The organism is Actinoplanes couchii (assembly GCF_016862075.1).
Lineage (GTDB): Bacteria > Actinomycetota > Actinomycetes > Mycobacteriales > Micromonosporaceae > Actinoplanes > Actinoplanes couchii.
Genome location: NZ_BOMG01000044.1, coordinates 167629 through 180216, shown reverse-complemented (window position 1 = coordinate 180216; position 12588 = coordinate 167629). Strand labels below are relative to the sequence as shown.

The window sequence follows — 12588 nt, the reverse complement described above, 5'->3', positions numbered from 1 at the left end:
GCCGGGCGGCCCTCCGCCGTTTCCGGGCATAGTCTCAGGGCATGCCGAAAGCCGCCGCGGAAGAGCACGAGATCGCCGGTCACACCGTGCGCCTGAGCAGCCCCGACAAGATCGTCTTCCCGGGCCGCGGATTCACCAAGCGTGATGTCTTCGGCTACTACCTCGCTGTCGGTGACGGCATCCTGCGCGCGCTGCGTGACCGCCCCACCACCCTGCAGCGGTTCCCGGACGGCGTCGAGGGCGAGATGTTCTTCCAGAAGCGCATCCCCACCCGCGGCGTCCCCGACTGGATCCGGACCGCGAGGATCAAGTTCCCCAGCATGCGTACGGCCGACGAGCTGAGCCCCGCCGACCTCGCGCACGTCGCCTGGGCCGCGCAGATGGGCACCGTGGTCTTCCACCCGTGGCCGGTCCGGGCCGCCGCCCCCGACGAGCCGGACGAGCTGCGCATCGACCTGGACCCGCAGCCCGGCCTCGGTTTCGGCGCGGTGGTCGAGACCGCGACGGTGGTCCGCGAGGTCCTCGCCGAGCTGGGCTGGACCGGTTTCCCCAAGACGTCCGGCGGCCGGGGTGTGCACGTCTACGTGCGCATCGAGCCGCGCTGGTCGTTCGTCGACGTGCGCCGGGCCGCGATCGCCCTGGCCCGCGAGGTGGAGCGACGGAACCCGGCCGGCATCACCACCTCCTGGTGGAAGGAGGAGCGTGGCGAGCGGGTCTTCCTGGACTACAACCAGATGGCCCGGGACCGCACCATCGCCTGCGCCTACTCGCTGCGCGCCAACGCCCGCGCCACCGTCTCCGCCCCGGTCACCTGGGACGAGCTGGCCGACGCCGAGCCGGACGACTTCGACCTGGCCACGATGCCGGCCCGGTTCGCCGCGGTGGGGGACCGGCACGCCGGCATCGACGACACCGCCCACGACCTGACCCCGCTGCTGGAGTGGGTGGAGCGGGACGAGAAGAACGGACTAGGCGACCTGCCGTACCCGCCGGATCATCCGAAGATGCCCGGCGAACCGAAGCGGGTGCAGCCGTCCAAGGACCGTGATCTAAAGGGCTAGCTTGAAACCCTCGTGCGACGCCGCGAAGCCGAGTTTCGTGTAGAAGCGGTGCGCGTCGGCCCGCTTCTTGTCCGAGGTCAGCTGGACCATCGTGCAGCCGCGGGCCCGGCCCTGCTCGACCGCCCAGCGGATCAGCTCGCCGCCCAGGCCCTGCCCGCGCCGGGCCGAGCTGATCCGGACCGCCTCGATCAGCAGCCGCTCGCCGCCGTTGCGGGTCAGGCCGGGGATGTAGGTGAGCTGGCAGGTGCCGACCACCTCGGCGCCGTCGGACGCCACGATCAGCTCGTTGCGGTCGTCGGCGTCGATCGCCTCGAACGCCGCCCAGATCCGGGCGTCGTCCGCCTCCGGCACCGTCCCGAAACCCCGGTCCCGGCTGACACCGTCGTCGGCGAGCAGGGTCAGGATCGCCGGGACGTCGTCCCTGGTGGCGGTCCGGAACGTGAGTGTCATTTCGCGGGGCATCGCAGGCCTTCCTTCGGCATCTTCAGGTCGACCAGGTATCCGTCGACCGCGTCCCGGATGCAGGCGGTCGACGGGTACGCGGTGTGGCCCTCGCCCTCCCAGGTCAGCACCTGCCCCACGCCCAGCATGTTCGCCAGATCGGCGGTGTTCTCGTACGGCGTCGCCGGGTCACCGGTGGTGCCGACCACCAGGATCGGCGGTGCGCCCGCGGCCTTGCCGGCCGGGTAGGGATCCCGGGTGCCGCCCCAGTACGCGCACGGCAGCATCCCGACCGCCAGCGCCGCACCGAACATCGGGTACTTCGTCTTCCACTCGCCCTGCAGCTTGCGGATCTCGGCGACCGTCGGCACCTGGTCGGAGTCCGCGCAGTTCACCGCCAGGTTCGCGTCGAACAGGTTGGTGTACTTGCCGTCCGGGCCGCGCTCGGCGTACTGGTCGGCCAGCTCGAAGATGCCGTCCGCGTCACCACCCTGCAGCGAGTCGATCGCCTCGGCCAGCGAGGTCCAGCCGGACTCGGTGTAGAGCGACGAGATCAGCCCGAGGAAGACCCAGCCGGCGGTGGCCTCCCGCCCGTCGCTGCCCGGCACCGGCGACGTCTTGGCCTTGGCCAGCGCGTCGGTCACCGCGCCCCGGGCGTCCGGTGCGATCGGGCACTTGCCGACGTTCTGCTTGCACCACTCGGTGAAGTTCGTGAACGCCCGCTCGAAACCCTTCGCCTGCTGCTCGGAGCCGGACGTGTAACCCTCGGTCGGGTCGACCGCACCGTCCAGCACCAGCGCCCGCACGTTGTTCGGGAACAGCTGGGCGTAGGTGGCGCCGAGCAGGGTGCCGTACGAATAGCCCAGGTAGGTCAGCTTCTCGTCGCCGACCGCGGCGCGCAGCGCGTCCAGGTCACGGGCGGCCTGCTCGGTGGAGAAGGTGTGCAGACGGTCGCCGTACTTCTCGGCGCAGCCGTCCGCGATCTTCTTGGTCAGGGCGGCCATCTCGTCGAACGCCGCCTGGTCCGGCGGGTCCTGGTCGGCGGCGAGGTTCCGGTCCTGGTCGGCGTCGGCGATGCACTTCACCGGGCTGGACCGGCCCACCCCGCGCGGGTCGAAACCGACGATGTCGAACCGGTCGGTGACCGAGGTCGGCAGCCCGCCGAGCGCCTGCCCGAACGACAGATAGACCGCCACGTCGACACCGGAGCCGCCGGGGCCGCCCGGGTTGAGCAGCAGCGAGCCGATCCGGTTCTTCTGCTTGTCGGAGCGGATCCGGATCAGGGAGATGTCGTACGTCTCGCCGGTGGGTTTCGCCCAGTCCTGCGGAACCTGCACGGTGGCGCAGTCGTAGTCCATCCCGCGCGCGGCCCGGCCCACCAGATCGGTCGGCACGTCCGGGCACGGTTTCCAGCTCGCGGTGCCGGACGTCGTGCCGCTCGATCCGACACTCCCGCCCGGCTTGGCCGGATCGTCGGCCCCGGTGGGGGCGAACGACGGCAACGTGCAGCCCGCGGCGGTGGCCAGAACCAGCACGGTCAGGAGGGCGACGGGCAGACGTGAGCGGCGATCCACAAAAACGACCCTATCCGGTCCGGGGAAACGCCAGTCTCAGCGGCTGGTGAGCACCTCGGCCAGGTCGAACCGCACCGGGCGCTCCAGCTGCTCGTACGTGCAGGTCAGCGGGTCGCGGTCGGGACGCCACCGTTCGAACTGGGCGGTGTGCCGGAAGCGGATGCCCTCCATGTAGTCGTAGCGCACCTCGACGACCCGCTCCGGGCGCAGCGGCGTGAACGACAGGTCCTTGCCCGCGTTCCACCGGCTCACCTCGTTCTTGCGCGGGGTCCGCTCGCCCTGCTCGTGGGCGGCCCAGTTCCACGGGTGGCCGTCGAACCCGGTCACCAGTGGCTGCAACTCCTCGAACAGCTCCTCGCGCACCTTCATCGGGAACGAGCCGATCACCCCGACGCTGACCAGGACGCCGCGCTCGTCGTGCAGGCCGAGCAGCAGCGAGCCGATCCGGTTCTCCGCCGACTTGTGCACCCGGTAGCCGGCCACCACGCAGTCGGCCGTCCGCTTGTGCTTGATCTTCGTCATCACCCGTTTGTCCGGCTGATAGGTCAGCTCCCGGCCCTTGGCGATCAGGCCGTCCAGACCGGCGCCCTCGAACTCGGCGAACCACCGGCGGGCGGTCTCCAGGTCGTCGGTGGCCGGAGTGACGTACACCGGCGGTTTCGCGTCCTTCAGGGCTTCCGACAATCGGGCCCGGCGCTCGGCGAACGGCAGCCCGGTCAGGTCCTCGTCGCCGAACGCGAGCAGGTCGAACGCCACAAAACTCGCCGGGGTCTGCTCGCTCAGCAACTTGACCCGGCTCGCCGCCGGGTGGATGCGCTGCTGGAGCGCCTCGAAGTCCAGGCAGTTGCGCTCGGTGTCGGCGACGATCACCTCGCCGTCGATCACCGCCCGCTCCGGGAGGTTCGCCAGGATCGCCGCCACCACCTCGGGGAAGTAGCGGGTCATCGGCTTCTCGTTGCGGCTGCCGATCTCCACCTCGTCGCCGTCCCGGAAGACGATCGACCGGAAACCGTCCCATTTGGGCTCGTAGATCTGCCCCGGTGGAATGTCCGCGACGGGTTTGGCGAGCATCGGCTTGACCGGCGGGTTCAGCGGCAGCTGCATCCGCTCAGTCTGCCGCCTGTCATGGTCATCGGACCAGGAGTTCGACAAGCCTTCCCAGTTCGGGTTCCGGCTCGGCGGCCAGGCCCATGTGGACCGGCCCGGCCCGCAGGATCGTGCTGCGCGGCGCCACCAGCCAGCGGAACCGCTCACCCAGCCGCATGCCCTCGGCCGCGCCGCCACCGGCACACGTCCGGTCCCACGCGGCCAGCGCCGACCGGATCGCCTCCACATCGGCCGACGGATCCAGCGCCCGCAGCCGCGTCTCGTCCAGATGGGTGCGGGCCGACAGGAAGTCGTGCCGCTGGCTGTAGAGCAGCACACCCACGTTGATCAGCTCGCCGCGCTCGATCCGGGGCATCGCCTGGATGATCGCGTACTCATAAGGGGTCCTGGTCACGGCAGCCACGCCTCCGGCTGCTCGGCGCGACGGGACAGGTGGCTCAGGTAGGCCTCGCGGTCGCCGTCCTCCAGCCACTCCTCGGGCACCAGATCGATGACCTCCCGCAACAGGTCCGGCGTGATCCTCGCGGCCAGCGCGGGTCCTTCTTGACCCAATTGCTTGGCGTACGGCTTGAGCACGTGATCGTCCCACTGGTAGGGGCGGTGCACCACGTTCTCGGCACGCGGCCAGTTGTGGTGGAAGTACAGGGTGGCCCCGTGGTCGATCAGCCACAGGTCGCCGTGCCAGATCAGCAGGTTCGGATTGCGCCAGCTGCGGTCCACGTTCTCCACGAACGCGTCGAAGGCCACGATCCGGCTGGCCAGCCCCTCGTCGACCGGGTGCGCCACCGGGTCGAAGCCCAGCGCGCCGGGCAGGAAGTCCATCCCGAGGTTGCCGCCGGCGCTGGCCTTGATCAGCTCCTGGACCTCCTCGTCCGGCTCGGCCCGCGCCACCACCGGATCCAGCTCGACCCGGGCCAGCTCCGGCATCGGCAGCCCCAGCCGGCGGGCCAGCTCCCCGGCGATGACCTCGGCGACCAGGGCCCGTGGCCCCTGCCCCGCGCCGCGGAACTTGACCACGTAGGTCCCCAGGTCGTCCGCCTCGACCACGCCGGGCAGCGAACCGCCCTCCCGCAGGGGCGTCACATAGCGGATGGCGGTCACGTCACGTAGCACGCCGCCAGCCTACTGATCAGGCGTCGGGGCCCTGTCGGCGCAGCTCCTCCACCTTGGTCAGGGCGGTCCGCAGCTCGTCGAGCCAGTCCTCGGTGTGCTTGCCGACCAGTTTCACGCACCAGGCCAGCGCCTCCGACCGGGAGCGGGCCACCCCGGCGTCGACCAGGGTGTCCAGCACCTGCCGCTCGGGCTGGCGCAGCCGGGTCATCACCGGCGCGGACAGGTGGGTGAACAGGTCCGAGGTGTCGCCGCAGCGGGCACCCCAGGCGACCTTTCGCTGGTAGCGGTGCTCGACCTGGCGGGCCACCCGGATCCGGGCGTCCCGGGTGTCCTCCCGGAACTGGGCGATCCGGCCGGACTGGCCGGTGGCCCGGTCGGCGTCGGTGGCGTCGGCGGCCAGCTCCGGGCTGGGCAGCCGGCCCCAGATGATGATCTCGTCGCGGTCCACCACGATCTCGGGCGGCTCGGTGAACCAGCCGTCCGGGATCGATCCGGTGATCCAGGCGGGTGCGTCGTCGGCGGCGGGGGGTTCGGCGGCCCGGCCGCCCGGTGGGGTCATTCGAACGCGCATGATTACATGCTTACACCCGCTAACCCGTAATCGGCTACTACCCGACCGTCAATTGCCACACCGTGGTACGACGGACCAGGACGCTCTCCAGCTCCTCGACCACCGGCACGTCGTAGACGGCGCGCTCGATCAGGCCCTCCGGCAGGTACGCCCGGCCCGGATCGCCGACCAGCACCAGCGAACCGTGGAACGCCGCCCGCTTCAGGAACGGCAGCACCCGGTTCGCCATCTCCCGGCTGTAGAAGACGTCACCGGCCAGCACCACGCCCCACCGCTGGTCGGAATCGAGCAGATCGTCCTCGACCGTCTCGATCCGGACCTCGTTCGCCTCGGCGTTCGCCCGGGCCGCCGCCAGCGAGTACGGATCGATGTCGTTGGCCGTCACCGGGGCCGCGCCGGCCTTCGCCGCGGCCACCGCCACCAGGCCGGACCCGGTCGCCAGGTCCAGCACGCTGCGCCGGGCCACCAGGTCCGGATCGTCCAGCACGTGCCGGGCCAGCGCCTGACCACCGGCCCAGGCGAACGCCCAGAACGGCGGGGGCTGCGACGTCCCACCCTCCTCGGTCGCCTCCCACAGGGCGATCGGGTCATCCGCCTGCAACAGCGTGACCTCGGGGACGAACGGGACCGGGGCGGCAACGGTGTGCGCGCGTACGAAGTCGAGAAGCACACCCCGATTGTTCCGTTGTCGCTCAGATACGCGGCGACCGGGCCGATCAGTCCGACAAGGGTCGAGAAAAGGAGCGGCGGATGCCGACACGATGGCCGGCCACCATCTTCGGCGCCGGGATGGTGGTGCTCGCCCTCGCCTTCGGGTTGCAGCCGGCGCTCCAGTCCCCGCTCCGGCTCGTCGCCGGGATCGCGGCCGTGACCGCGATGAGCTTCGGGATCCGGCACAGCCGCCCGCAGGACGTACACCCGTGGTGGGTCCTGGCCGGCGCCGTCGGCATCTCCGCCACCGGTGGCGCGATCGCCGACATCCCGCGCGGCCTGACCGGCTCGGCCACCTGGATCCAGTCCGGCGGAACCGCCCTGCTCCTGGTCGGGTACACCGCCCTCGCGGTGGCCCTGGCCGGTTTTGTGGACCGGCGCACCAGCGCCTCCCGGGACCGGGCCGGACTGCTCGACGCGCTCACCGTCACCTCCGGCACCGCGCTGCTGATCTGGACGTTCGTGGTCGGCCCGCGGATCACCGGCTCGGTCACCACCGGCTGGACCGAGATCGCCATGCCGCTCGCCGACCTGCTCTGCCTCGGCCTGCTGGTCCGGCTGGCCACCGTGCCCGGCCGGCTGGTCGCCCCCGGATACCTGCTCGGCGCCGGCGTGGTCGGGCTGCTCGCCGCCGACGTCAGCCGCGCCTCCGGGCTCGGGCACCTGGCCCTCTACACCGCCGCCGGCCTGGCCGCGCTCACCCCGTCGATGGCCGAACTCACCAAACCCGCCGAGAAGGCCGCCTCGGAGACCTCCGCCGGCCGGCTGACGCTGCTCGCCGTCGCGGCCATGGTCGCGCCGACCGTGCTGCTGGTGAAGATGTTCCGGGAGGGCCGGTTCGCCGGCCTGACCGTGGTCGCCGCGCTGAGCACGCTCATGGTCGTGCTGGTGCTGGCCCGGATGGCCGGGATCATGGCGAGCCACCGGCAGGCGATGTCCCGGGAACGCGCCCTGCGCGAAGCGTCCGCCGCCCTGGTCTCGGCCAACGACAGCGAAGCCGTCGGGCTGGCCGTGCGTACCACCGTCGCCCAGCTCATCCCGGGTGACGTACCGCACGGGGTGGTGCTCGCGATCGCGGTCACCCAGACCGAGCCGCAGAGCCCGGAAGCCGTCGCGCAGGCAGCCGTGGACCGGGCCACCGGAACCGCCGCCCGCCTGGTTCCCACCCGGGACGTGGACTGGGCGGTCGCGGTCCGGCTCACCCAGTTCGACAAGACGCTGCGCTGCCCGATGGTGCTCAAGGACCGGCCCGGCGGTGACCCGCTGGTCGGCGTGCTGCACGTGGCCGCGCCCACCTGGGCCCTGCTCGACCTGCAACGCTCCGTCGAAGTGCTGGCCGGGCAGGTGGCGCTGGCCCTGGAACGGATCGTGCTCGGGCACGAGGTGGCCCGCCGCAACAGCGAGACCTACTTCCGGACCCTGGTGCAGAACACCGCCGACGTCATCACCATCGTCGACGACGAGGACCGGATCCGGTACGCCAGCCCGTCCGCGCACGGCGTCTTCGGCGGCGACCCGACCGGGGTCCTCATCCCCGAGGTCATCCACCCGGCCGAACGCACCCGGCTGGGCGAGGTGCTGACCGCCGTCCGGGAGGGCGAGAAGATCGAGGAACAGCTCGACTTCCGGGCCCGCGGCAACCGGCGCACCGAGGTCCTGCTCGAACTGCACTGCCGGGACCTGCGCACCGAACCGACGGTGGCCGGCCTGGTCATCACCATGCGCGACGTCACCGAACAGCGCCGCCTGCAGAACGAGCTCACCCACCAGGCGTTCCACGACGCGATGACCGGGCTCGCCAACCGGGTGCTCTTCAACGACCGGCTCCAGCACGCGGTGGCCCGCAGCGCCCGGGACGGCTCGGTCGTCGGCGTGCTCTTCATCGACCTGGACGACTTCAAGATCGTGAACGACACCCTCGGGCACGCCGTCGGCGACCAGCTGCTGATCGCCGTCGCCCACCGGATCGCCGGGGCCCTGCGCGCCGACGACACCGCGGCCCGGCTCGGCGGCGACGAGTTCGCGGCCATCGTGGAGAACGTCAACGGTCCCGGCGCCGTCGAGGAGACCGCCAGCCGCATCCTGGAAGCCCTCGCCGAACCGATCGTCACCGACGCGAAACCGCTGCACGCCGTCGCCAGCATCGGCATCACCACCACCCCCGAGGGCAGCGACGCCGACGAGTTGCTGCGGCAGGCCGACCTCGCGCTCTACGTGGCCAAAGGCGCGGGCAAGAACCAGTGGCGGCGGTACGAGGCACACCTGCACGAGGAGATGGTGGCCCGGCTGGAACTGCGGTCCGCCCTCGGGCACGCGGTCAGCGAAGGCCACTTCCTGCTGCACTACCAGCCGATAGTGGACCTGCCCACCGGGGCGGCCGTCGGGTTCGAGGCCCTGGTCCGCTGGCACCACCCGCGGCAGGGCATCGTCACCCCCGACCAGTTCATCGAGGTCGCCGAGGAGAGCGGGCTCATCGTGCAGATGGGCCGGTGGGTCCTCGAGGAGGCGCTCCGGACGGTCGCCGAGTGGCGCCGGATCCTGCCGCCCGGGACCGCGCCGTACGTCAGCGTCAACGTCTCGGTCCGCCAGTTCCGGGAGGCCGGATTTGTCGACCAGGTGCGGAACGCGCTCGCCCAGACCGGGGTGCCACCGCAGGCCCTGATGCTGGAGATCACCGAGACGTTGCTGGTCAAGGACGACGAACGGATCTGGGGGGATCTCAGTGTCCTGCGCGACATGGGCATCCGGATCGCCATCGACGACTTCGGCACCGGGTATTCGTCACTGGGCTATCTGCGTCAGCGGCCGATCGACGTCATCAAGATCGACAAAGCGTTCATCGACGACATGGTGACCGGCCAGCAGCCGATGGCCCTGGTCAGCGGCATCGTGAGTCTGGCCCGCTCGCTGGGGCTGGTGGTGGTCGCCGAGGGCATCGAGGACGCCGCCCACCGAGTCGTCCTGGTCCGCCTGGAGTGCCCGCTCGGCCAGGGCTTCCTGTTCTCCAGCCCGCTCGGCCCCACCGAGGTCCTGGCCTGGCTCCGAAACAGCCAGCCCATCGCGGTCTGACCCACCCGTCTCCACCGCGTCCGGCCCGGCGGACGCGGGTCGGCCTTGGCCGTCGCCTTCCTCGCGTTGTCGGGGCGGGACGGGTAGTCGGCGAGAGCCCGGTAGGCGTACCGGCAAAGTCAGTAGGGGTTGCCCTGTCCGGGGAGCCGGCCGCGCAGCAGACCGCCGAAACGTCCGGGGCGGCCGGGGTCGTCGGTCATCGGCGGGCTGCCGGTGTGCGCGCGGTCGGCCATGCCGGTGAGCAGCTCGCGCATGGCGCTGATCGCATCGGTCCGGGGCCGCCAGCCCAGCGTCCCGGCAGCCCGGTCGCAGCTCATCAACGGTGCCTTCAACGCCAGTTTCACCCAGCCGCGATCCACCGGTTGCAGACGCAACTGCCAGGTCAGCGCCGCGGCCCCTTCCAGAAGCAGACCCGGAACCGGCAGCGGTACGCCATGAAAAGCGCGACTGACCACGTCGGCGTCCAGCACCGGCCCGGCCGCAATGTTGAATGCCCCACGCGCGTCCGACCGGAGCACCCGCAGATAGGCGTCGGCCACATCGTCGGCGTGCACCGCCTGCAACCGGAGCCCCGCATGCCGCGGCACCACCGGAAGCCGGGTCAGCCCACGCGGAAACAGCGGCCCGGCGAAATAGCGGGCGATCTCGGTACCGGCGTCCCGCTGAAAGATCAGCCCCGGCCGCAACCGCACGACACGCATCGTGGGGTGATCCGACTCGACGGTGTCCAGGACGCGTTCCACCAGCGCCTTGTGGCGGCTGTAGGAGGATTCCGGGATCCCGGTACGCAACCAGGACTCCTTGACGAACCCCTGTTTCGGGCCCGGCGCGTAGACCCCCACCGATGAGGCCTGCACCAGCGTCGGGACACCGGCGGTGATGGCCGCCCGGAAGACGGCACGGCTGCCCAGAACGTTCGTCCGGTAGAGGCGGCGCTGATCGTGACTCGGCTGGATCTGCCAGGCCAGGTTCACCACGGCATCGGCACCCCGGAAGAACTCGGTGATGCTGTCGGCGTCCTCCTCGGCACCGATGTCGGCGGTGAGCCAGGGGACGTCGGCGTACGGTCCGGAACCGGGTGGTTTCCGGCGGGAGATACCGGCGAGGTCCAGGTCCGGCTCGGTGCGCAGGCGGCGCAACAGGGCGGTACCCGCGTTGCCGCTGGCACCCACGATCACTACACGCATGGTGGTGGCGTACCCGGCGAGCGGCCCCTGAACCCCACCCTGCACCGCTGCCCGCCGTCCGCTGTTTGCTGCCTTGCCTTTCGCTCTCGCCCTCGTGGCCGCCTTTGCCCTTCGTCTTCGTCGTTGTTTTTCGTCCTGGCCTCCTGCCCTCGCCCCTGCACGGCGGCTTGAGGTTCGGCCCGGGCTGCCTGGCGTCTTTGGTTGCGGTTCTTTCCCGAACCTGTCGAGGAAGCTGCGGCTCTTTCCCTGAACCTGCCGGGAGATCGTGGCTCTTTTTCTGGTCCGGTCGGAGTCTTCGGCCCATTCCGGTGAGCGCTCGGCTCTTTCCCGAGGGTTGCGGACGGTGTCGGTGTCGTTCTTTACCGTGCCTGCGGGGGTGTTTTCCGGCGTTCCCGGGGCCTGGGCGTCGGCCAATTCGGCAGGGCGTGCCTGTTTCCTGTGAACCGGGCCGGGATTTCCGCACCTCCGGCGGGGCGGTCGGGTTCCAGGGTTCCGCATTCTGGAATGTGGGGCCGGCCGTGATCCGTCTCTGATCCGGTCCCGGCGCCTCGGCCCGGCGTCTTCGGATGCAATCCGGCAGGCAGCCCCGGATGCAATCCGGCAGGCAACCTCAGAGGCAATCCGGCAGGCGGCCCGGGGGAAAATCCGGCCGGTGACCGGGGACGTTTTCCGGATGGTGACCGCGGACGTTATCCGGCCGGTGGCTCCGTGCGCTATCCGGGAATGGTGGGGGATCTCTTTCCGCCGGCAGGCTCTTCTTTCCCGCCGGGCGCATGGTTTTCCGTTCCTGACCAGCGTCTGACCTGGTCGGCGGGTGGTCACCGGCCCGCTTCGGCTCGTGCGGGTGGTGCCTATGGTCGACTTCGGTCAGTCGGCGGCGGTGGGGCGTTTTGTGGCGGCTCGGCCCGCGTAGAGACGGTCGGTGATCGAGGGGAAGGCGTTGGCGAACAGGATCGCGGCCCGGTACTTCGCCGGGACCACCATGCGGCGGCGTGGGCGGGACAGGGCCCGCTCCACCGCGGCGGCGACGATCTCGGGGCCGGGCAGGCCGGAGCGGTGTGCGGTCAGTTCGGTGGCCACAAAACCCGGCTCGATCAGGGTCACGCCGATTCCGGTGCCGGTCAGTTCGCGGCGGACCGAGTCGTTCATCCCGCGGAGTGCGAACTTGGTCGCCGAATAGACGCCGCCGATACCTATCTCGCCGGCCACCGAGCCGATGTTCACGATCGACCCGGAACGCTGCTCCCGCATGATCGGGACGACCGCGCGCATCAACCGGACCGGGGCCATCAGGTTCACCTCGATCATCGCGCGGACCTGCTCGTCCGGGGCCAGCACCGAGGCGTCACCCCCGACACCGGCGTTGTTGATCAGCACGTCGATCCGGCCGGACACCGCCAGAGCCCGGGCCACCAACTCCTCGGCCTGCTCCGGATCGGTGACGTCGGTCCGCACCGGGTGCGCCTGACCGCCGGCCGCGGTGATCTCGTCGGTCACCGCCGTCAATTCGGCATCCCGGCGGGCGGCGAGCACCACGGTGTCACCCCGCGCGGCCAGCCGGATCGCGGTCGCCCGCCCGATGCCGCTGGACGCCCCGGTCACGATGACGACGGTCACCGGAATCCCCTTTCGACAGGAACGGTGCCGCCGCTGTTGGACGCCCCGGTCACGATGACGACGGTCACCGGAATTCTCTCTCGACAGGAACGGCGCTGCCGCTGTTGGACGCCCCGGTCACGATGACGACGGTCACC

Annotated in this window: 11 protein-coding genes; 2 read left to right on the top strand and 9 right to left on the bottom strand. The window is 70.9% G+C overall.

What is annotated here, in order from left to right:
- Nucleotides 1-41 precede the first annotated feature (41 nt).
- Nucleotides 42-1061, top strand: coding sequence for a non-homologous end-joining DNA ligase (gene ligD, locus Aco03nite_RS17240; protein ID WP_203796364.1), 1020 nt, complete (start codon nt 42-44; stop codon nt 1059-1061).
- Here the strand turns inward: ligD and Aco03nite_RS17235 are convergent.
- The 7 genes from Aco03nite_RS17235 to Aco03nite_RS17205 are packed head-to-tail and all read right to left on the bottom strand — an operon-like array spanning nt 1050 to nt 6537.
- A complete protein-coding gene (locus Aco03nite_RS17235) occupies nt 1050-1511 on the bottom strand; it encodes a GNAT family N-acetyltransferase (RefSeq protein ID WP_203796363.1) in 462 nt (153 codons plus the stop codon). The two genes, ligD and Aco03nite_RS17235, sit on opposite strands and share 12 nt — an antisense overlap.
- Complete coding sequence (locus tag Aco03nite_RS17230) at nt 1508-3076, bottom strand: alpha/beta hydrolase (RefSeq protein ID WP_203796362.1); 1569 nt, start codon at nt 3074-3076, stop codon at nt 1508-1510. Before Aco03nite_RS17230 ends, Aco03nite_RS17235 begins: the two co-directional genes overlap by 4 nt.
- Before the next feature lie 36 nt (nt 3077-3112).
- Nucleotides 3113-4180, bottom strand: coding sequence for an ATP-dependent DNA ligase (locus Aco03nite_RS17225; RefSeq protein WP_203796361.1), 1068 nt, complete (start codon nt 4178-4180; stop codon nt 3113-3115).
- Between the two features lie 25 nt (nt 4181-4205).
- The gene (locus tag Aco03nite_RS17220) at nt 4206-4577 is read right to left on the bottom strand and encodes a DUF3037 domain-containing protein (RefSeq protein ID WP_275415876.1); all 372 of its coding nucleotides are present in this window, start codon (nt 4575-4577) and stop codon (nt 4206-4208) included.
- The gene (locus tag Aco03nite_RS17215; protein WP_203796360.1) at nt 4574-5296 is read right to left on the bottom strand and encodes a HipA family kinase; all 723 of its coding nucleotides are present in this window, start codon (nt 5294-5296) and stop codon (nt 4574-4576) included. Before Aco03nite_RS17215 ends, Aco03nite_RS17220 begins: the two co-directional genes overlap by 4 nt.
- 16 nt (nt 5297-5312) lie before the next feature.
- Entirely contained in the window at nt 5313-5867 is a 555-nt protein-coding gene (gene abmR / locus Aco03nite_RS17210) for an ATP-binding transcription factor AbmR (RefSeq protein ID WP_203796359.1), read from the bottom strand.
- A gap of 37 nt (nt 5868-5904) precedes the next feature.
- Nucleotides 5905-6537: a class I SAM-dependent methyltransferase gene (locus Aco03nite_RS17205; protein WP_203796358.1), complete on the bottom strand. Its 633-nt coding sequence runs from the start codon at nt 6535-6537 to the stop codon at nt 5905-5907.
- Between the two features lie 80 nt (nt 6538-6617).
- On the opposite strand from Aco03nite_RS17205, the gene Aco03nite_RS17200 reads away from it, so the two are divergent.
- Nucleotides 6618-9647: a putative bifunctional diguanylate cyclase/phosphodiesterase gene (locus Aco03nite_RS17200; RefSeq protein WP_203796357.1), complete on the top strand. Its 3030-nt coding sequence runs from the start codon at nt 6618-6620 to the stop codon at nt 9645-9647.
- A gap of 119 nt (nt 9648-9766) precedes the next feature.
- Here Aco03nite_RS17200 and Aco03nite_RS17195 read toward each other — a convergent pair whose 3' ends face one another.
- Both Aco03nite_RS17195 and Aco03nite_RS17190 read right to left on the bottom strand, forming a co-directional pair.
- The gene (locus Aco03nite_RS17195) at nt 9767-10834 is read right to left on the bottom strand and encodes an NAD-dependent epimerase/dehydratase family protein (protein ID WP_203796356.1); all 1068 of its coding nucleotides are present in this window, start codon (nt 10832-10834) and stop codon (nt 9767-9769) included.
- Between the two features lie 867 nt (nt 10835-11701).
- Nucleotides 11702-12451 (bottom strand): SDR family NAD(P)-dependent oxidoreductase, encoded by a 750-nt coding sequence (locus Aco03nite_RS17190; protein ID WP_203796355.1) that lies wholly within the window; start codon nt 12449-12451, stop codon nt 11702-11704.
- Between the last annotated feature and the right edge of the window lie 137 nt (nt 12452-12588).